We start from the raw sequence: 20,178 nt of genomic DNA, 5'->3' as shown, positions 1-20,178 counted from the left end.
TGAAGTGACGGATGTGACACGCCAAAGTTATCGCTTCCGAGATGCAAGAAAGTATGCGTTGGATTCCTTACGGTGCATCAGATAGATCGCGCCTGCTGCGAGCACGCCCTGCAGAATGCCGGCCACGGTCATGACAACCTGCAATGCGCCGCCGTCGACTCCCAAACCGAACAATTGTGGAATCGCCAGCACTACGGTGACGGTGCCGATCATGGTCAGCAGAGTCCGCGCCCACATGCGCCCGAATCGCATCTTCTTCACCCAGAAGACGAACAGAGCGCCGAATGCTGCCCCAATCAGAATCATGACCACGAGCGCGGCCGTCAGGTACGACTCCGCCGCGTCGAGTGACAGTGGCACGGACGAATCCTGCGCCCGCACGTCGTCGACGAGCTGCTGCGCGAAGTCCGACTTCTGTCCGTACACCACGAAGAGCGTCACGACCAGGTTGAGCATGCCGAGTCCGGCAACGCCCCACCAGAGATGCCGAGCGGTCTCGACGTCGACCGGCGCTGGTCGATGTTTCGGCTCCAGCGGCGGCGGCTCGACAGGGAACCCATGTTCGGCTTCCCACCGCGCCCAGTTCGGCTGCGGAGGCTGCTGTTCGTTCTCAGGTTGCCCGTCGCTCGAGTCCCATGTATTGCTCACAGCCAGCCCGCCGCTTCCGTCGCCCAGTAGGTCAACACCACGTCGGCCCCAGCACGACGGATGCTGGTCAGCGACTCGAGCACGGCAGCGTCACGATCGATCCAGCCGTTCTGCGCGGCCGCGGTGATCATCGCGTACTCACCCGAAATCTGGTAAGCCGCAACGGGAACCGGCGAGATGTTCGCGATGTCGCGCAGAATGTCGAGATAGGACATGGCGGGTTTGACCATCACCATGTCAGCGCCCTCGGCCAGGTCAAGCTCGACCTCGTGCGCCGCCTCGCGCCGATTGGACGAATCTTGTTGGTACGTCCGCCGATCGCCTTGCAACGAGGAGCCCACTGCTTCACGGAACGGGCCGTAGAACGCCGAGGCGTACTTGGCCGAATAGGCCAACTGCCCTACCTCGTGATGCCCGGCAGCGTCCAGTCCGTCACGGATCGCCGCGACCTGACCGTCCATCATTCCGCTCGGGCCCAGCAAGTGCGCGCCCGCATCTGCCTGTGCCACCGCCATGTCCACGTACCGCGCCAACGTTGCATCGTTGTCGACGACGCCGTCGGCCGTCAGAACTCCGCAGTGTCCGTGATCGGTGAATTCGTCGAGACAGGTGTCGGCCATGATCACGGTCGAATCACCCAGATCGCGTTCAAGCCTGCGGAGACCACGATTGAGGATGCCCTCCGGATCGGAGCCGCCCGAACCTTCGGCGTCCTTGTCCTCGGGCTTCGGCACACCGAACAGCATGACGCCCCCGACACCGGCCGCAACAGCTTCCTCTGCAGCTTTGCTCAACGAATCGAGGGTGTGCTGGAAGACGCCGGGCATCGACGAGATCTCGCGAGGCTCCGAAATCGAGTCGGCAACGAACATCGGCAGCACGAGATGCCTTGGCTGCAAAGAAGTCTCGGCAACCAGGCGCCGTAATGCCGGGGTGCGACGAAGCCTGCGTGGGCGATCTACGGGGAACAACGGATTTGCCTCACTTCGTTCGGCATGTGAGTGCGAATACACACCCTGATGTGTATTCGCACTCACATATGCGTCAGCGCCTACGACTCTTCTTACGCGGAGGAGGCAACGCTCCCTCGGCACGAAGGCGAGCGGCATGCTCGGCTAGTGCCTCGATGAGCGGTCCCACCTGCGCGGTTTCGGGCTGCACATCTACGCGCAGACCGAACTCGGCGGCCGTCTCGGCCGTCTTCGGGCCGATACACGCAACAAGAGTGCGCGCGTGCGGCTTCCCGGCGATTCCGACGAGATTGCGGACTGTCGAACTCGACGTGAAGCACACTGCGTCGAATCCGCCGGTCTTGATCATCTCGCGGGTCTCGGCGGGTGGCGGCGCAGCGCGAACAGTGCGGTACGCGGTGACGTCGTCGATTTCCCATCCACGTTCACGGAGGCCCTCGGCGAGGGTTTCGGTGGCAATATCGGCGCGAGGCAACAGAACTCGGTTGACCGGGTCGAACACCTCGTCGTACGGCGGGAAGTCCTCGAGCAGTCCGAGCGAGGACTGATCACCCGAGGGCAGTAGTTCAGGGTTGATACCGAACGAGCGAACCTTGGCTGCAGTGGCCTCACCGACACATGCGATCTTGACGCCGGAGAAAGCGCGGGCGTCGAGTCCGAACTCCTCGAACTTCTCCCACACGGCGCGGACAGCATTGGTCGAGGTAAAGACGACCCACTGGTAGCGGCCATCGACGAGCCCCTTGACCGAACGCTCCATCTGCGCCGGACTACGCGGCGGTTCGACGGCGATGGTCGGAACCTCGATGGGGATGGCGCCGTGCGTGACGAGTCGTTCGCTCATCTCGCCGGCCTGATCCTTGGTACGCGGCACAAGCACGGTCCAGCCGTACAGGGCGCGAGACTCCCACCAGGACATCTTGTTTCGGCCGGACACAACCTTGCCAACAGTCACGACGAGCGAGCCGACAAGCTCACTTCCTGCGTCGTTCAGCGTTGCGAGTGTCGCTTCGACGGTGCGCTGCTGACGCGTGGTGCCGCGGACGGTGATCGCGGCGGGCGTCTGCGGAGCAAGACCGTGTTCCACGAGTGCACTCGCGGTCTCGGCCAGATGGCCGGAGGTGGCGTGCAGCACCAGCGGGCCCGGCGCCGCGGCAAGCGCAGCCCAGTCGACCTCTCCGCGTACGTCCGCTTCGGTGTGTCCCGAGCCGAGCGCCATTCCGGCATAGCTGGGCACTGCCGATCCGGACGGCAGGCCGGGAAGGACCTCGAACTGGACGTGCGTGCGGGCAACAGCGCTGACTTCGGCGATGACCGAATCGGTGGTCAGCGGATCGCCCGAGACCAGACGAACAACGTCGTGGCCGTTCTTGGCCTCGGCGAGGAGTGTCTTGGCGACCTCGGCCGGTTCGCCGAGCGCCGGCCGGACGTCGACGCCGTTCTCCCCGGTTTCGGGGTCGCGTGCCAGGTCGTTGCCGACGAGGGCGACGACGCCCTTGTCGACGTCGGGATCGGTGAATGCGAGCTCGGCGGCTCCGAGGACCTCACGTGCTCGGACAGTGAGCAGCGCCGGATCACCCGGCCCGGACCCCACGAACAGGATCCTTCCGTTGGCGTTCTTGCGGACTGCGCTCATCGGTTGTTCTCCAGTGCTGTCTTGTGTGGGTAATGCAGTTCGATCGGGGTTGCCTGGCCCCGTTTCGGAATCAACCGTGCGGTGGCGATCGATTCGCCACGCACAGGGGGCCGAGGGGCCCTACGTTTGGCGCGTCCGCGTGTCGGTGCAGTGATCGACCTAGACATGGGTGGCTCCCCCGGTATGTGCAGTGTTGCCTGAAGATGCCGTATCGACAGCTGGTTCGGTGATTGCGACAAGTTCGCGGGCACCCAGGTCGAGTAGCTCGCGCGCGAGGTCGCGGCCTAGTTCCTCGGCGTTGTCGAGCGCTCCGACGATCGAGGCCCGGATCGAGTCACTGCCGTCGATGGCTGTGACACATCCACGCAGGGAGATCTCGTCGAAGATGCGTCCGTCCTCGTCGATGGACTCGACGACCTCGGCGATCGCACCGACCGGTGCGGTGCACCCGGCTTCGAGTTCGGCGAGCAATCCGCGCTCGGCAGCAACGGCCGCTCGGGAGTTCGCATCGTCGAGTGTGCGGACGACCTCGATCAGTTCGATGTCTGCCGAGCGACACTCGATCGCGAGCGCACCCTGGGCGGGAGCAGGCAGAAGCTGCACCGGATCGAGGGCCTCCGTGACGACGTCGAGGCGGCCGATCCGGGCGAGACCCGCGCGGGCGACGACGACGGCGTCGAGATCGCCCGATGCCACCTTGCCGATGCGGGTGTCGAGGTTTCCGCGCAGCGGCTGGATGTCGAGACCTTGGCCGAGCGCACGCAGCTGCGCAGTACGTCTGGGCGCGGACGTTCCGACTCGCGCACCCGCAGGAAGCTCACCGAGTACGAGACCGTCACGGGCGACCAGTGCATCGCGCGGATCCTCCCGCTGAGGAATCGCGGCGATGACGAAGCGCTCGTCGGGTGCCGTCGGGAGGTCCTTGTAGGAGTGGACGGCGATGTCGACCTCGCCGTCGGTGAGGGCTTCGCGCAGTGCTGCGGTGAACACGCCGACGCCGATGGTCTGCACCGGAGCTGCGGACAGGTCGCCTGCCGTCTTCACGATGACGAGTTCGGCCTTGAGGCCTGCGGCTATCAGTCCCTGACGGACCGTCTCGGCCTGCGTGGTGGCGAGAAGCGATCCGCGAGTGCCGATCCGAACGACGTCCGATTCGATATCGGTCACTCCGTTTCTCCCTTCCGGCCATCGGCGCGGCGGGAGGTGAAGTCGTCCACGAGTTCCATTCCGTTGATTTCTATCGGGCTCGCGACTGCCTCGACGGCACCTGGGCTGAGCTCGAAAAGCTCGCGCAACGCTGCCGCGTACGAGTCGCCACCCGGGGTGGTGGCCAATTGCTTGACTCGCACCGTAGGCGAGTGAAGTAGCTTGTCGACGACGCGTCGCACCGTTCGGGCCACCTCGTCGCGCTGCGGAGAGTCGAGGCCGGGAAGACGCGATTCGAGCCGCATCAGTTCGCCTTCGACCACCTCTGCCGCTCGCTGACGGAGTGCGGTGACGGTAGGGGTCACCTCGGCGAGACGCTGCCCTGCGAGGTAGCCGGACAGTTCGGAGGAGACGATCTCGCGTGCGGCGGAGGCGTCGGACGCTGCCGCGCCTGCCGCGGGATCTCGCTGAAGCGATTCCATGTCGAACACGCTGACCCCAGGGAGCCCGGCGACAGCGGGGTCGACGTCGCGGGGCAGACCGAGGTCGCAAATGGCGAGCGGACGGCCTGCTGCTCGCTGCGCGAGCGCTACATGCGCGTCTGCGAGGGAAACCACGGCACCGACCGCGCCGGTACAGGTGACCAGAACATCAGCGTCCGATAGTGCAGTCGCCATGTCGTCGAGATCCATCGCGGATGCTGCGACGCCTGCAGCGGTGGCGGTATCGGCCAACCGGTCGGCGCGCTCACGGGTGCGGTTGACCACGATAAGCCTGCCGATTCCTGCGCGCCCGAGATGCGCCACGGACAGTCCGCCCATTGCGCCTGCACCGAGAACGACGGCGGTGCGCCCGGCCAAGCTGCCGCCGTACAGTGCGGCCGCTCGGTCGAGTGCCACGGACACGACGGACGCGCCTGCGGAGTCGATTCCTGTCTCGGAGTGAACTCGTTTGCCAACTCGAAGCGCCTGCTGCGCGAGCTCGTGCAGAACACGGCCGGACGCCTGCTGAGTATCCGACGCCGCATAGGCCGCGCGGATCTGTCCGAGTATCTGCTGCTCACCGACGACCATCGAGTCCAACCCGCTGGCGACCGCGAACAGATGCTCTACAGCTGCCTCGCTGTAGCGGACGTACGCGTGCTTCGTGAGTTCGGGCACCTGCAGCCCCGAGTGCTCGGCGAGTATCTCGCCCACCGAGGCGAGTGCACCGTGGAAGGCATCGACTACTGCGTACACCTCGACGCGGTTACAGGTCGAGACGACCATGACCTCGGAAATGTTGCCGCTTGCTATCAGCTTGTCCGTCAGCTTGGGCCGATCCGTGTCGGTGATGGCGACACGTTCGAGGACAGCGACGGGAGCGCTACGGTGCGAAATCCCGACGAGGAGGACACTCACGGTGCAATCACCGATCCATTTCTTGTAGAGCTACTGCTTCTGGAACCACTGCTGTGCGAATTACTGCTGTGCGAGTTACTGCTGTGCGAGTTACTGCTGTGCGAATTACTGCTGGCGGGGTTGACCACTGCTGCCGCCGGAATCACACCCGCCGTCACTCGTGGGCCCCGACTCCGCCCCAGCCGGGGAGGCGGCGGCATGGCCGGCGTCGACACGTCCGGTGCGTGTCTCGCAGCCTCGTTGCGCGAGCTGTTGAACGAAAGAACCTGCATCTCCACGGCCAAATCGACCCGTCGGACTTCCACGCGATCCGGCACGTCGAGCATCACCGGAGAGAAGCTGAGAATGCATTCGACGCCGCCCGCGACGAATGCGTCGGCGACGCTCTGGGCAGACTCGTCCGGGGTCGCGATGACGCCGATCGTCGCTTCCAGTGCGCGGCACGCGTCCTCCAGATCGTTTACGTGCCGGACCTCGAGTCCGTCGATGTCCAACCCCACGCGATCCAAATTGCGGTCGAACAGGCCGACCATCGAGAATCCGCGGCGACCGAATCCGCCGTAGCGAGCCAGCGCTTCCCCGAGATTGCCGATGCCGACGAGCACAACCTTGTGCCCGCGGTCGAGGCCGAGTGCACTTTCGACCTTCGCGCGCAATCGCATGACTTCGTATCCGACGCCGCGCACGCCGTTCGGGCCGAGAAAAGAAAGGTCTTTCCGAAGTTTTGCCGAGCCGACACCGGCTGCGTTTGCCAGTTCTTCACTCGAGACGATGAGCACTCCGTCGTCGGCGAGGATTCCGAGGACCCGCAAGTAGGTCGCCAATCGGGTCACCGTAGCCTGTGGAATAACACGTTCGGCGGTAGACGAGTGACCGACGCCCGATGACCGATCGACACCAACCGGCATAGCGGGGCGTTCTTCGGTCACGGTCTTGGCTCCTCGTCCGAACGGCTACGACGGCCGATCTTCACGCTGATCCTGGGCAGGCCGCAGGATTGAGTTCCTGCGTTCGCACCACGGTAACTGCTTGTGAACGAATGAACAAAGTCGCTGGATCCGTGCTACAAGCGCCTTCACCTGCAAAGCGAGAGCTTGCCCATGCTCTTAGGGCGTCCTTCCGAGCCTCAGGTCAGCCCGCAATCTGGACTCGTCGACCTCCCAATAACTGTGTTCACGTCCTTCCAACAACACCACCGGGACTCTGTCCCCGTACTCCGCGCGCAGGTCAGGGTCCGTTTCGGCTGCTTCGTCGACGTCAATCGCGGTCGGTGTAATTCCGAAGTCGCCGCATATGGCCGTCAGGCGTTCGAACTCGACCACGCAGGTGTGACAACCGGCGCGGGTGAGAAGGACCACGGAGGTGTTGCTGGAATCCATATCGTCCACTGTCGCACTCGTCGTCGAGAGACGAACGTCACATCCCTCGTCGACGAGGTCGCATGCAGAGTTCTCATGTCCGTTGCACGGACTAGGGTTGTGGCAGTGCTCGAGCAGGGAGGTGCGCGCGATGTCCGACGGGGGATTCGAATTGCCCGAAGCTGAATTGCCTGAGGCCGACGTTTCCACATCTGGGGCAAATCCAGACAAGGCTGCGACCGATCCAGACAAGTCCACGATCGACCTACCGGTCTCCAAGGTTCCCGACGAAGACATGGTGGACACCGCGAAGCCGCACGCCGACAAGCGTCGCAAACGCAGGCTGCGCAACCCCCTCGGTCCGTCCGACGCCCAGGTACGTGCCAACGTTGCAGGCGAGGCGAGCGCCGATGCGGCGATCGCACTGCAGGCTGAGGGCGGCGGCTCGGTTCCGCTGGATCTGACGGCTGCCGCGTTTTTCGACGTCGACAACACCATGGTTCAGGGTGCGTCGATCATCCACTTTGCGCGCGGTCTCGCCGCACGCAAATACTTCACCAGCGGTGACCTCGCACAATTTGCGTGGCAGCAGGTCAAGTTTCGAGTCAGCGGTAAAGAGAACAGCGAAGACGTCGCGAGCGGACGTGAGAAAGCGCTGTCGTTCATCAGGGGCAGGCCCACGTCCGAACTTCGCGAGCTCGGCGAGGAGATCTACGACGAACTCATTGCCGACAAGATCTGGCCTGGCACTGCTGCTCTTGCTCAGATGCATCTCGACGCCGGTCAGCAGGTCTGGTTGGTCACCGCCACCCCCCTCGAGCTCGCGCAGATCATCGCCGAGCGGCTGGGTCTGACCGGAGCCTTGGGTACCGTCGCCGAGAGCAAGGACGGGGTGTTCACCGGGCGCCTCGTCGGCGACATCCTGCACGGACTCGGCAAGGCGCATGCCGTGCGCACACTTGCGGTACGCGAAGGACTCAATCTCAAGCGCTGTACCGCGTATTCCGACAGTCACAACGACGTACCGATGCTCTCGCTCGTCGGCACAGCAGTCGCTGTCAATCCCGACGCAGATCTTCGCGAGCTCGCGAAGAACCGCGGGTGGGAGATCCGCGATTTCCGAACCGGACGGAAAGCGGCCAAGATCGGGGTTCCGACGGCTCTCGCTCTCGGCGCCGTCGGCGGCGGCCTCGCGGCCGTGCTGGGGCGGCGCCGGGCGGCGTAGACCTTGCACCGCCGTACACACACGCACGTGTGTGTACGGCGGTGAAAAACATCTGTCAGAGTGTCAGTTGCATCAGGGTGAGATCGAGCCATCGATCGAACTTGACGCCCACCTCGGGCATCTGTCCGACAGTGACGAACCCGAATTTCTCGTGCAGCGCGATCGATGTGGTGTTCCGGGATTCGATGACGCCGATCAGCGCATGAATCCCTGCGGTCCGCGCTCGTTCGATCAGCTCGGTCAGAAGCAGGGTCGCGATGCCCCGACGGTGAAAGTCTTGGCTCACGTACACCGAATGTTCGACGGTGAGCCGATACCCGCTCTTGGGACGCCACTGGGCGTACGACGCATAACCGGCTACGTCCCCGTCGACGTCCGCGGTCAAGACGGGGTATCCGGCGCTGCGCCGCCCGTCCAGCCACGCGATGCGCTCGTCGAGTCCGACTTCGGTTTCGTCCCAGATCGCCGTTGTGTTCCTGATGGCGTCGTTGTGGATGTCGAGAATCGTCGGGAGGTCTTCGGTGATGGTGTCGCGGATCAGCACCGAACCAGCGTACTTTCCCTCAGCCCAGGTAGACGTTGCGACGCTGGGCGAGTAGCCGGTACAGCGTGTGCTGGATTGTCTCCCGAACGTGGTCTGTCAGCTCGAACAGCACCATCGGATCTTCCGATGCCTGCGCGTCGTAGGAGTCCGTATAGATCGGTTTGCCGAATTCTATGTACCACTTCGACGGCAACGGGATCAGACCGAGCGGCCCGAAGTGCGGGAAAAACGGGGTCACGGGGAAATACGGCATTCCCATCAATCGCGCCAAAGGAGTGATGTCGCCGATCTTGGGATAGATCTCTTCCGAGCCGACGATCGAGCATGGAATGATCGGCGCGCCCGTCCGCAGAGCTGCCGAGACGAATCCGCCGCGACCGAATCGCTGCAGTTTGTAGCGCTCGCTGAACGGTTTGCCGATTCCTTTGAAGCCTTCGGGAAACACTGCGGCCAATTCGCCCATGCGAAGCAATCGCTCGGCGTCCGGGTTGCACGCGAGCGTGTGCCCGGCTTTACGAGCAATGGTTCCGACCCCCGGCATCTCGAACGCCATGTCCGCAGCCAACATTCGGAGCGGCCGATGCGTAGGGTGGTGATCGCGGACGGCAACCGACGTCATCAGCGCGTCGACGGGAATGACACCTGCGTGGTTGGCAACCAGCAGTGCGCCGCCGTCGTTCGGAATGTTCTCGATGCCCTTGATCTCGACACGGAACCACTTGTCGAACAGTGGCCGCAGCAGCGGCAACCATAGAGCGTCGGCGAAGTGTGGGTCGTAACCGAATTCGTCGACTGTGTAGTCGCCGGAGAGCCGCCTGCGGACGAATTCCGCGGCGCCTGCGATCTGCTCGACCAACGAAGCCTTGACAGCATCGAGCGCATTCGGCTCCGTCGTGGCGGGCAGGGGCAGCGCGCCCGTCGACGGAACAATGGGTGTGGGCGGTCGAGATTCCGCATACGAAGACGGATGCCTGTTCCGGCTCTCCTCCGCCTGGCTCAGATCGGCGCGGTTCTGGTCGGCGCGGTTCTGGTCGGCGCGCCTGCGGGAGGACACACCGCGGCCGGAACCGGTGCCGTGCAGCGGAATCACCTTCGCCACCTCGTTCACCTTTCCCGTCCTGATGTCGTCGTAAGTTCTGATGCAGCGCCGAGCACTGTCTGTGCCACGCCTGTGCCCGCGTCGATCGCCGTCAACAGGCCCCTCTCGACCGAGTCGACCCATTCGGTTCTCAGTACCGGCCGTAGCGCCGCACCGCGCACGAAGTCGTCGAATGCCTGAACCGTAGTCCACCGTGGTTCGAATCCGAGGTCCGATCGCATTCGAGTGGTGTCGAGACCGCAACCGAAGTGAAAGTAGTCGAGTTGTTCGGTGGTGAACTCGCGCATCATGCCTCCCATCAACGCTCGGCCCACGCTCTTGAACAAAGCGAACGGAACCGGCACCTCGATACGACCCGCTCGCCTGATCGCCTGGCTGAGCATTATGGTGCCGTCGGCACCGATGTTGAAGGTTCCCGCCGGCCCGCTGACCGTAGCGCGTTCGAGCGCTGCAAGCGCGTCTTCCTCGTGCAGCAGTTGCATGCGGGCGTCGCGGCCGATGATGCTGGGGATCAGCGGGCTCGTCATGTACCTGGAGATCGAACCGTTGAGCCTCGGTCCGATCAGCGGAGCCATGCGCAGGATCGAGATCGCGATGTCCGGTCGCCTGCGGCCGAGTCCGCGGATGTATCCCTCGATGTCGATGGTGTCACGAGCGAAAGCTCCGGACGGAGGGCGACGCGCGCTCATCTCCTCGGTGAACTTGGCCGGATCCTTGGCGCTGCATCCGTATACCGACGACGAGGAACGGAGGACGACCTTCTGCACCGTCGGCGATTTTTGGCAGACGGCGAACAGTTGCATCGCACCGATGACGTTGAGGTCTTTCATCGTCGCACGCCCACCGGATTTGGGAGGCTTGGTGATAGTTGCCGCATGGACAACGGTGTCGACGCCTGCGTTGCGGATGACTTTGCCGATGAGCGGATTGCGGATGTCCGCGCGAACGAATTCAGCCCGACCCATTCGACGTAATAGATCTTTGCTCGGAGAACGAGTATCGACAGCGATCACTCGCTCGATCGCCGGATTCTGAGCCAGTCGAGTGACGAGGTACCCACCGAGAAAGCGACTTGCGCCGGTGACCAGGACTACTTTGGGCGCCGCTACGCCACGGTCGTTCGTGTTCACTCACACTCCCTGCACCTCATCGAAACCGGGCTGCGCTGCATCGAAAAGCTGGGCCGCACTGCGTAGCCTACTGGAATCTGAGGAAGATGCGAACGGTATGAAAAGCCGCTCTGTGCAGGAAAAATGTATGTACGGACAAGAAAACCTTGCCAAGTTTTCTATTCAACGAAAAAGCCCGCCACCGAACGGTGACGGGCTTTTCGTTGAAGTTTTACTTACCGAGTTTCCTACGCTGCACTCGCGTACGACGAAGCAACTTGCGGTGCTTCTTCTTCGACATGCGCTTGCGACGCTTCTTGATCACTGAACCCATGGCGGGTGTTCCTCACGTTCTTTTCTAGCGTTTTCGCGCACGCGAAGTTGCGTACGCCTACCTGGCATCCTCGAACTCTTCCGTGCATACGCAACAGAAGCCGCGACGCACCGATGATCCGTCGATCCCCAAGCTGGCGCTTCGGGCCTCGTTGGTCGAAGCTCAATGCAACTATCAGCCCCTTGCACGAGTGCCGATGTTACTCGGCCACGACAAGCGTCGACCTTACCGGGACCGCCGTCGATCCACGAAACCGGCCCGGCAAAGCTCGCGCAAGAGAGCGCTACTCAGCCTGCGTCGAAGTAGGAGGTCTCGAGGTAGTCGTGCACAGCCTTGGCGTGAACACGGAACGATCGACCTACTCGAACTGCAGGCAGTTCTCCGCCGTGTACCAGGCGGTACACAGTCATCTTGGACACCCTCATCAGTGTTGCCACTTCGGCCACTGTGAGGAATTGCGTTCCAGCCAGAGCTGGTTGTCCGTCCAGGGACGCACCCTTGGACGGCTTGTTTACAGGCGCCATCAATTCACATACCTCCGGCACGTCTCGCGCGGCAGGCTTCCCCTCCTGCCGAACAGACACGCACGTGCTACCTGTGAGCTTAACGTGACCCATGGGGTTACTGCGACGGGTGTAGGTAATCGATTTTTTATTCTGCTGTGACGCCCATCTCAGCGGCGCGGTCCTTTGCAGCACCCAATGCACCGAAAAATGCTGCTCGGAGGCCATTCTCTTCCAGTTTGCGCACCGCGGCAGCGGTTGTGCCGCCGGGAGAAGTCACCGCATATCTGAGGTCCGCCGGAGACTCGTCGGAGCGATCCAGCATCGCCGCGGAGCCGACCATCGTCTGAATGACGAGTGCCGAGCTCACTTCGCGGGTCAATCCGAGTCCGACGCCGGCGTCGATCATTGCCTCCGCGACGAGGAAAAAGTAGGCCGGTCCCGACCCGGAGACGGCGGTGACGGCGTCCAGTTGGCTTTCCTTGACGGTGACCACTTTGCCCACCGAGGACAGAATCGTCCGAACGAGTTCCAAGTGCTCAGCCTTCGCGTAGCGGCCGGGTGCCAGCACGCTGGCGCCTTCGCCGACGAGCATCGGAGTATTCGGCATCACTCGAACCACCGGGAATCCGGCGGGGAGCTTCGGTTCGAACTTCGAGGTCGGAACCCCGGCGGCGAGAGAGACGATCAGTTGCTCGTGTTCACCGTCGAGATCGGTTTTGGCGACCTCGGTGAGCGCCGCGTCCACGTCACCCGGCTTGACCGCGAGGACGATGACGTCGGCATTCTCCGACGCTTCCTTGATCGAGGCAGTCAGAATTCCGAAGTTGGACGCAAGCTCAGCCGCTCGAGCCTCGAACTTTTCGGACACCACCAGGTCGCGGACTGCATGCCCGGCCTCCAAGAGTCCGGCGATCAACGCCTCGCCGATCCGTCCGCCACCGATTACAGCAATTCTCGTCATGGGTTCAAGCGTAGGTATTGCGGCTTCGCCGCCGGTGCGTGGGTAGTGACTCCCCCGTGTCACTATCCACTCACGGGTCGTTCACAGCCGGCTAGCGCGGCACCATGGCAAGTTGCCTACTTTGCACCACGACGGCTCCGGTGGAGTCCAGCACCAGGTGATCCTCTTCGAACCAGGTTCCGCCGATGACCGTGCTGCTGGCGGCGACGCGCAGCCAACCCGGCGCGGGCTGCTTGCGGAGATACGCCGTGAGCTGCACAGTCGGAGCCCACCCGAACATTCCGCGGTTCATCGTCACGGGAGCGCAGATGTCGCCCGTCATGAGCGCGAACAGCACTGCAGTATCGATGTCTTCTTCATCACCGGGCCTGGGACGAACCCACATTCTGATTTCCGATTCGCCCTGATTTCCGGTGAGAAAATGCGCGGACGACGGCTCGATGCGCATGTCGCAACCCTTTCCGACGTGCACGATCGACGCCATCGGGTGGTCACCGCCAATCGCCCGCGTCGATTCCGGCGGCTCCACCGGCATCGATGCGAGCGATGACTCCACTTCGTGACGCGGCGGCTCGCCATCGGGCCGGCCAAGCGTGACAACGGCTCGCACCGCTGTACGTCCACCCTGCGTCATCTCGACATCGACGTTCGATACCTGCTTGCCGCGCTTGCGCACGATCGTCGTCAGCGCCACCTCCCCTGGGTCGGGTGCGTTGAGGTAGCTGACACTGACTGCGAGCGGTTGCAGATCGTCCTCGCCGAGCTGACGCTTCGCCGCGGCTGCGCAGATCGCGAGCATGGTGCCGCCGTGAACCTTGGGGCCGATAGTCCAGGTCGAGTCGATCGCGGCAGCGAAAGACCCCTCGCTCACCGAATGTTCCAGCGTCGTGAGCGTGGTTGCCGCGCGGAAGGGGCTGGTCATGAATGGTGCCTTTCGTCTGGCGTCGCGCCTCGTGCGGAGATGTCTTGATGGGCAAGGCGTCGCATGGCGGTGATGATCGGTTCGTATATTGCAGTTCCGAGGACCGCGTACTCGACGGCGGATTCCACAGAATCCGGCATCTTCGAGAGGTCGTATTCGGCGATGCCTCTAATATGCCGTCCGTAAATCTCGAGCCGTTCGTCGGTCATGGGAATGCCGACGTCCTCGGCCGCTCCGAGCGCTCGTTCGAGCTGCGCCACCGCCACGAAACGCGGATCGTAGATCTGACCGAGTTTCTCGATGACGGCCTTGGCCTGCGGATAGTCGACGACATCCGACGAGTCCAAATAGGGAGGCAGCTGAGCAATCGCTCGGCCGAGTGTCTCGAACAGCGAGCCGTCCTGATGTTCGATCAACCCGAGCACGGTCCTGATTCTGTCGATCGGAAGTCCGGTTCCCGCGAGCGCCTTGATCAGCGTCAGGCGCTCGAGATGCTCGTTTCCGTACTTCGACTGAGTGGCGCTCGTCGATTCGCCCGGCATCAGCAGGCCTTCTCGCAAGTAGTACTTGATGGTCGCGAGCGGCACACCGGAGGCTGAGACGAGCTCGGATACACGCACGCTCTTCTCCCTTGACCACAACCATTGGATACTTCTACTATCCAAGTTTAGATAGTAAAAGTATCCAGCAGACGTTACCGCATCGAGGAGGAACGGATATGAGCGCACTATTGATCATCGTCGCCGGAGCAACACTGCTCACCGTCATCGGAATTGCATTCGGCGGAACGTTTCTGCTCCGCATCAACACCGGCAAACGCGGAGCCAATCCGCTGCAGAAGACGTTCTTCCGCGCAGGTCACGCGCACGCAGGGGTACTCGTGAGCCTTGGACTCGTCGTAGCTCTCGTCACCACCGCTGCCGGTGTGTCCGATTTCTGGTCGGCCGTCGCGTCCATCGGAGTCCTGTCGGCTGCAATTTTCGTTCCTGCAGGTTTCTTCCTGTCGGTGCTCGGATCGGATCCGCAGAAACCGGGTCGAGCGATGGTGTCGGTGTGGGTGGGAGCAGCGACGCTCACGGCAGGCCTGATCGTCGCCGGGGTTTCGACTGTCGCAGCGGGTGTCGGGGCACTGTGACGTCAGCGCCGGACGGTTCCCGCCCGAACCCACTTCAGTGTCGATGCACAAATCCACTCCTTGATCCACGCGCCTGCGCGGCCTCCGATCGCAATTCGAGTGACACAGTCGGCCCTGTTCGTCACCTGGAAGAGACCGTCCCGACGCCCGAGACTGACGCACTGTGCGACGAACCGAAGCGACATCGGAGCAGGCTCCTCACCCGCGATCCGGGCGAGCACGGTGGCAGCTCCGTGTACGCCCAGCGTTTGTGCCGCTTGGCAACTCATTCGGACGGGCGAGTCGATCTGGGTTGCTCCGTCGCCAACGCCGACGATTGATGGGGCGCTGACGGAGGTGAGGGTCGAGTCGGTAAGTAGTCGTCCCCTGCCGTCGACCAGCAGACCACTGTCCCGCGCGAGGGTCGGCACCGCGAACGGACCTGCCCAGACGGTGCACCCCGAAACTTCGGAGACGGTGACACCTTGCTCGACGGCGACGTTCAGTTTCCTCAGGCCTCGCAGCAGCTTTCGTCGATTGGATTGTGGAATGGAGTGTGCCACCGGCGACGCACTTACCAATCGAACGGCAAGAGCTGGATAGGACTCAGCGATCTCGGCTGCGGTTTCGATGCCCGTGTATCCCCCACCTACCACGGTGACTCGTGCCCCCTCGGCCAGGTTCTTCAGCACTTCGGCGAGTTCGAGCGCACTCATGTAATCGTCGACGGTGTAAGCAGCCCCCATACCCTCCGGTTTCGCTGCCACACTTCCTGCCGCATAGACGAGATAGTCGTACGAGAGTTCCTCACCGTCGGTTAGAACAACGACGTCTCCGATGATCGCGGTCGCCTGTCCGACCCGCAGTGTCACGGCGGGATGCAGAACCTCGGCGAAGTCGACGGCCGCCGCCGATGTCCCGGCCGCCAGCTGATGCAGGCGAATTCGTTCTACGAACGTCCCAAGCCGATTGACCAGAACGACGTCTGCTCCCACGTCTGCGGACGCAATTCGATTCGCGGCCGCAACCCCCGCGTAACCCCCACCGATCACCACGACACGCACCGTTTGCGACATGATCTCACCGTAAGAGCCGTCTGCCGCCGGCCGGGCACGTGTGTGACATCCGTCTACGGTGAACCAACTCACCATCAGCTACCAGGCGATGAGCACTATTTCAGGTAGCGGCGGGCGAACTCCAGCGCCTGACCGAGCATCGAGGCCCGCTCGGGCAGCGTCCGTGCGTTCTGCGTGTTGATCTCGACGACAGCCTGACCACGGAAACCCCGACGCGTCAGTTCGGTGCAGACCTCCACGCACGGCTGGTCGCCGTGCCCGGGGATGAGGTGTTCGTCCACCGATGCGCCGCGCCCGTCCGCGAGATGCAGGTGCGCAAGGCCGTCGCCCATGCGGTTCATCATTTCGACAGCATCCGATCCTGCCGTGGCAGTGTGCGAAAGGTCGAGTGTGTAGTGCGCGTGCCCCGAGTCGGTGGGGTCGTACGACGGCGCGAACGCCGACAGTGCAGCACCGGGGCCCCCACGCTTGCGAAGACGGGCGGCCGACCCCTCCTTGCGGCCGAAGAACCTGTCGGCGCGCATCGGGAACATGTTCTCGACGGCAACGATCACGTCCGAGCCCATCTCGAGATCTGCGACTTGATCAGCGAATCCGTCGGCGTATTTCTTCTGCCACCTGAAAGGCGGATGAATAACGACAGTGGACGCGCCGAGTTTCTCGGCCGCTTCCACCGAACGCTCGAGTTTGACGGTCGGATCGGCTCCCCACACGCGTTGCGAGATGAGCAAACATGGCGCGTGGATCGCCTGCACAGGCACGGCGTACTTGCGCGAGAGCGCACCGACAGCATCGACGTCCTGGCTCACCGATTCGGCCCACACCATCAACTCGATGCCGTCGTAACCCAATTCGGCTGCATACCGGAACGCCGCCTCCGTGTTCTGCGGGTACACCGAGGCAGTCGACAGCCCCACCGCAACGTGCCCCTTCGACATTGAAATCCCTGTCAGCCCGTGCTCAATTGAAACGCCAATGGCCCCAGCGTGACGAACACTCCGACAGCGATCGCGATCACCATGCTGATCATGTCGTCCGTCCGGCGCAGGATGCGCACCACGGCAACGAGACCGACGATCACCAGGACGGCCAGTATCAACGCGACCCACGGAAGCATGTCCCACAGCCGTTCGAAGCCCTTGAACAGCAAGGCTCCGACAATGACGGCAACCACACCTTGACCGGCGAGTGCCAGCCACTGTTTGGCTGCTTCTTTCTTGCCCGGCCTGCGCCCGGATACGGAGTCTTCGACTGCGCCCTCAGCTGCGCTGTCATCGTCGACGACAGCGACCAACTCGGTGGGAGCATCGTCGCGATCGGAAGCAACCGATTTCGACGAAGCGGCCTTCGACGGCGCCGACTTCAACACTTCGGTCTCCGGGGAGGCCTCGCCGGCGGTACCGAGCTGCTCGGTCTTGGGCTGGTCGGTCTTGGGCTGGTCGGTCTTGGGCTGGTCGGTCTTGGGCTGGTCGGTCTTGGGCTGGTCGGTCTTGTCGAATGCCTGAGTCTCGGGTGGGACCGGCGACTTGGCCTGGATCTGCGTCTTCGGCCGGACGTTCTCCGGCGCAAGCTTTGCATCGACCGCGGGCTTCGGGGTGACGTCGGTAGCCGGTTCGGCATCCGCACGCTGACGGCTTCGAGGAACGAAGCCAGCGCTACGGGCAGGCCGTTCCGTCTCGTTGCTCGGCGACGCTCGTTTGCCAGTGGCCGGCACCGGGCGCTGCTCGGAGGGCCGCTGCGCCTCCTTCGAACCATATGGGCGTCGGGCGCTCTCGTCGTGCGCACGGTTGAGCAAATCTCCGGCGGCAGTGGTCGAGCCCGACAACAGCTCGGGTTCCTTCTGCGGCGCCGGATTCTTTGGTCGAGAATTCTTCGGCGCCGAAGCCTCAGGCACAGGGGCCTTCACTTCCGGAGCCTGCGCTTCGCTCGCGACCGTCACCGGCGCCGCGGGCGAGCTCGGCTCAGCCCTGATGATCGGGATCTCGCCGGTCAGTTCGGCGACCGAGATGCCGCCCTTGACGCCCCGTCGGCGGCGTCCGCCCGAGCTGGTGCCGGCTGTCGCCTGCCCATTACGTGCCAGCAGCTCGGCAACAGAGATCTGACCGGTGTCCTCCGGGTCAGGACTGTTGTCAGCCGATTGGGGCCTGTTGTCAGCCGATTGGGGCCTGTTGTCAGCCGATTGAGACTTGTCGGTCATGTCGAACGCACCACCAGATCGCCGTCCGTTTCGGTGTCCAGCTTCCGCAAAATCAAACCTTCCCTCAAAGCCCACGGGCAGATCTCGATCGAGTCGATCGACAGTGCTCGCATACTCGCCTCCGCTACCAGTGCCCCGGCCACCAATTGCGGTGATCGGTCGGCACTGACTCCTTCCAATTCTGCACGGTCTGCCGCCGTCATCCGCGAAATGAACGCAATGAGTTGTCTGAGACCGTTCGCAGTCAGTGTGCGGGTGACTCTCGGACCGGCTGCCGACGGTGCGGCCCCCGTCAGTCTCGCCAACGATCGAAACGTCTTCGAGGTTCCAACCGCGCGGTCCGGCTCACCGGCAGCGAGAAGCTCTTTCGCAGGCGTCGCGAGTTCCGCGTCGAGCCAGTCCCGGAGAACGGCGACGCGCCTCTTGCCCGGCGGGTCCACATCGAGCCAATCCCTGGTCAGACGGCCTGCGCCGAGCTGAAGCGAGAACGCGACATCCGGGTCCTCATCGCTCCCCGACGTCAGTTCGAGCGACCCACCGCCGATGTCGAGATTCAGGATCCGGCCAGCACTCCAGCCATACCAACGGCGTACCGCGAGAAATGTCAGGCGCGCTTCGTCGACACCGGACAGTGTCTGCAGGGCGACGCCCGTTTCGGTGAGAACGCGCGCTAGAACGGCATCACTGTTGTGTGCATCACGTACCGCCGAGGTCGCGAACGCCATCATCTCCTCGCATCCGGACTTCGAGGCGATCGATGCGAAGTCGCCGACCTCGTTGACCAGTCGATCTGCCCCCTCGCGGGTGATGTTGCCGTCCGCATCGGTGTTCTCGGACAGACGCAACGTTGCCTTGGTCGAACTCATCGGAGTGGGATGCCCACCGCGATGCGCATCGACCACCAGCAGATGCACGGTGTTACTTCCGACGTCGAGCACCCCTAATCGCACATAGCCACGGTACTGGGTCTAGCGTCGTATTCCGTGACAGCAGGTAGTAAGAAGCAGACATTTGCTGCAGAAGTCGACCTGGATTTCCCCCGCGAATGGGTGGAATTCCCCGATCCCGACAATCTCGAGCACATCATCGCGGCCGATTTGACGTGGCTGCTGTCCAACTGGACATGCGTGTTCGGCACTCCGGCCTGCCAGGGAACCGTCGCGGGCCGCCCCGACGACGGATGTTGCTCACACGGCGCATTCCTCTCCGACGACGACGACAAGAAGAAGCTCGACGCGTCGGTGAAGTTGCTCACTGCCGAAGATTGGCAGCTGATGGACAAGGGTCTCGGCAAGAAGGGATACGTCGAGTTCGACGATCCGGAGGACGATCAGTCGCTCCGAACCCGCCGCTACAAGGGTGCGTGCATCTTCCAGAACCGACCCGGATTCGCAGGCGGCATCGGCTGCGCACTGCACTCGATGGCGCTACGTAAAGGCATCGAGCCGCTCGAGGTGAAGCCGGACGTGTGCTGGCAGCTGCCGATCCGACGCACCCAGGAGTGGGTGACGCGCCCCGACGGCACCGAGATCCTCAGAACGACGATCGGCGAGTACGACCGTCGCGGCTGGGGCGAGGGCGGCCACGACCTGAGCTGGTACTGCTCCGGCTCACCCGACGCGCACGTCGGCAGTAAGCAGGTCTTCGAGTCGTACAAGCCCGAGCTGACCGAGCTGCTCGGGAAGCCTGCGTACGACGAGCTCGCGTCGCTGTGCAAACGTCGGCGCGGCTTGGGGCTCATCGCGGTCCACCCGGCCACCCGCGAGGCCCAGCGCACCAAATAACACGTGTGTGGAAGTACGTCCCAGGGAGCCTGTTGCTTAATTGAGGGTGTTTCGCTCGAGTGCTGGTGGGTGCGGGTTTGAGATAATCGTGTGGTGGCGCGCGATTACCGACCTTCGAATCTGGATCAAGGGTTTTTGATCCCACCCG

22 protein-coding genes are annotated in these 20,178 nt (G+C 63.3%); 3 read left to right on the top strand and 19 right to left on the bottom strand.

The features are described from left to right. Positions 1-27: 27 nt before the first annotated feature. The 7 genes from QMK17_RS01925 to QMK17_RS01895 all read right to left on the bottom strand — a co-directional run bounded on the left by QMK17_RS01925 (position 28) and on the right by QMK17_RS01895 (position 7,180). Positions 28-648 carry a hypothetical protein gene (locus QMK17_RS01925; RefSeq protein ID WP_283506700.1) on the bottom strand — a complete coding sequence of 207 codons (621 nt, stop codon included), beginning with the start codon at positions 646-648 and terminating at the stop codon, positions 28-30. Next, positions 645-1,619, bottom strand: coding sequence for a porphobilinogen synthase (gene hemB, locus QMK17_RS01920; RefSeq protein ID WP_283507016.1), 975 nt, complete (start codon positions 1,617-1,619; stop codon positions 645-647). The genes QMK17_RS01925 and hemB overlap by 4 nt, the downstream gene beginning before the upstream one ends. 73 nt (positions 1,620-1,692) lie before the next feature. Further along, positions 1,693-3,255, bottom strand: a complete 1,563-nt coding sequence (locus QMK17_RS01915; protein ID WP_283506699.1) for a bifunctional uroporphyrinogen-III C-methyltransferase/uroporphyrinogen-III synthase — start codon at positions 3,253-3,255, stop codon at positions 1,693-1,695. Between the two features lie 159 nt (positions 3,256-3,414). Beyond that, on the bottom strand, positions 3,415-4,422 hold the full coding sequence (gene hemC / locus QMK17_RS01910; RefSeq protein ID WP_283506698.1) for a hydroxymethylbilane synthase: 1,008 nt from the start codon (positions 4,420-4,422) through the stop codon (positions 3,415-3,417). Then, positions 4,419-5,801 (bottom strand): glutamyl-tRNA reductase, encoded by a 1,383-nt coding sequence (locus QMK17_RS01905; RefSeq protein ID WP_283506697.1) that lies wholly within the window; start codon positions 5,799-5,801, stop codon positions 4,419-4,421. Before QMK17_RS01905 ends, hemC begins: the two co-directional genes overlap by 4 nt. After that, positions 5,798-6,709, bottom strand: coding sequence for a redox-sensing transcriptional repressor Rex (locus tag QMK17_RS01900; RefSeq protein ID WP_283507015.1), 912 nt, complete (start codon positions 6,707-6,709; stop codon positions 5,798-5,800). Before QMK17_RS01900 ends, QMK17_RS01905 begins: the two co-directional genes overlap by 4 nt. Positions 6,710-6,907: 198 nt before the next feature. Next, positions 6,908-7,180, bottom strand: a complete 273-nt coding sequence (locus tag QMK17_RS01895; protein ID WP_283506696.1) for a glutaredoxin family protein — start codon at positions 7,178-7,180, stop codon at positions 6,908-6,910. Positions 7,181-7,454: 274 nt separating this feature from the next. On the opposite strand from QMK17_RS01895, the gene QMK17_RS01890 reads away from it, so the two are divergent. Beyond that, positions 7,455-8,384, top strand: a complete 930-nt coding sequence (locus tag QMK17_RS01890) for an HAD family hydrolase (RefSeq protein ID WP_283507014.1) — start codon at positions 7,455-7,457, stop codon at positions 8,382-8,384. A 55-nt stretch (positions 8,385-8,439) separates the two neighbouring features. On the opposite strand, the gene QMK17_RS01885 is transcribed toward QMK17_RS01890, so the two are convergent. From QMK17_RS01885 to QMK17_RS01850, 8 genes are all read right to left on the bottom strand, one after another. Then, positions 8,440-8,928 (bottom strand): GNAT family N-acetyltransferase, encoded by a 489-nt coding sequence (locus tag QMK17_RS01885; RefSeq protein WP_283506695.1) that lies wholly within the window; start codon positions 8,926-8,928, stop codon positions 8,440-8,442. A 19-nt stretch (positions 8,929-8,947) separates the two neighbouring features. Beyond that, positions 8,948-10,036, bottom strand: a complete 1,089-nt coding sequence (locus QMK17_RS01880; RefSeq protein WP_283506694.1) for a lysophospholipid acyltransferase family protein — start codon at positions 10,034-10,036, stop codon at positions 8,948-8,950. Then, entirely contained in the window at positions 10,033-11,157 is a 1,125-nt protein-coding gene (locus tag QMK17_RS01875; RefSeq protein WP_283506693.1) for an NAD-dependent epimerase/dehydratase family protein, read from the bottom strand. Before QMK17_RS01875 ends, QMK17_RS01880 begins: the two co-directional genes overlap by 4 nt. 211 nt (positions 11,158-11,368) lie before the next feature. Continuing rightward, positions 11,369-11,470 carry a 30S ribosomal protein bS22 gene (locus QMK17_RS01870; protein WP_003402602.1) on the bottom strand — a complete coding sequence of 34 codons (102 nt, stop codon included), beginning with the start codon at positions 11,468-11,470 and terminating at the stop codon, positions 11,369-11,371. 287 nt (positions 11,471-11,757) lie between these two features. Beyond that, positions 11,758-11,994, bottom strand: coding sequence for a helix-turn-helix domain-containing protein (locus QMK17_RS01865; RefSeq protein WP_068380116.1), 237 nt, complete (start codon positions 11,992-11,994; stop codon positions 11,758-11,760). Between the two features lie 127 nt (positions 11,995-12,121). Continuing rightward, a complete protein-coding gene (gene proC / locus QMK17_RS01860) occupies positions 12,122-12,937 on the bottom strand; it encodes a pyrroline-5-carboxylate reductase (protein WP_283506692.1) in 816 nt (271 codons plus the stop codon). A 91-nt stretch (positions 12,938-13,028) separates the two neighbouring features. Next, a complete protein-coding gene (locus QMK17_RS01855) occupies positions 13,029-13,859 on the bottom strand; it encodes a thioesterase family protein (protein WP_283506691.1) in 831 nt (276 codons plus the stop codon). Further along, positions 13,856-14,479, bottom strand: coding sequence for a MerR family transcriptional regulator (locus tag QMK17_RS01850; protein ID WP_283506690.1), 624 nt, complete (start codon positions 14,477-14,479; stop codon positions 13,856-13,858). Before QMK17_RS01850 ends, QMK17_RS01855 begins: the two co-directional genes overlap by 4 nt. A 98-nt stretch (positions 14,480-14,577) precedes the next feature. On the opposite strand from QMK17_RS01850, the gene QMK17_RS01845 reads away from it, so the two are divergent. Further along, on the top strand, positions 14,578-14,994 hold the full coding sequence (locus QMK17_RS01845; RefSeq protein ID WP_283506689.1) for a hypothetical protein: 417 nt from the start codon (positions 14,578-14,580) through the stop codon (positions 14,992-14,994). A gap of 2 nt (positions 14,995-14,996) precedes the next feature. Here the strand turns inward: QMK17_RS01845 and QMK17_RS01840 are convergent, their stop codons facing one another. From QMK17_RS01840 to QMK17_RS01825, 4 genes are all read right to left on the bottom strand, one after another. Continuing rightward, a complete protein-coding gene (locus QMK17_RS01840) occupies positions 14,997-16,049 on the bottom strand; it encodes an NAD(P)/FAD-dependent oxidoreductase (RefSeq protein ID WP_283506688.1) in 1,053 nt (350 codons plus the stop codon). Between the two features lie 95 nt (positions 16,050-16,144). After that, positions 16,145-16,987, bottom strand: coding sequence for a sugar phosphate isomerase/epimerase family protein (locus QMK17_RS01835; protein ID WP_283506687.1), 843 nt, complete (start codon positions 16,985-16,987; stop codon positions 16,145-16,147). 11 nt (positions 16,988-16,998) lie between these two features. Next, positions 16,999-18,246, bottom strand: a complete 1,248-nt coding sequence (locus QMK17_RS01830; protein WP_283506686.1) for a hypothetical protein — start codon at positions 18,244-18,246, stop codon at positions 16,999-17,001. Next, complete coding sequence (locus tag QMK17_RS01825; RefSeq protein ID WP_283506685.1) at positions 18,243-19,196, bottom strand: Ppx/GppA phosphatase family protein; 954 nt, start codon at positions 19,194-19,196, stop codon at positions 18,243-18,245. Before QMK17_RS01825 ends, QMK17_RS01830 begins: the two co-directional genes overlap by 4 nt. Before the next feature lie 33 nt (positions 19,197-19,229). Between QMK17_RS01825 and QMK17_RS01820 the strand changes: the two genes are divergently transcribed. Further along, a complete protein-coding gene (locus tag QMK17_RS01820; RefSeq protein ID WP_283506684.1) occupies positions 19,230-20,030 on the top strand; it encodes a hypothetical protein in 801 nt (266 codons plus the stop codon). The last annotated feature ends 148 nt before the right edge of the window (positions 20,031-20,178 follow it).

Source organism: Rhodococcus sp. G-MC3, from assembly GCF_030063335.1.
In the GTDB taxonomy this organism is placed as follows: Bacteria; Actinomycetota; Actinomycetes; order Mycobacteriales; family Mycobacteriaceae; genus Rhodococcoides.
This window is presented reverse-complemented; position numbering and strand designations above follow the sequence as displayed.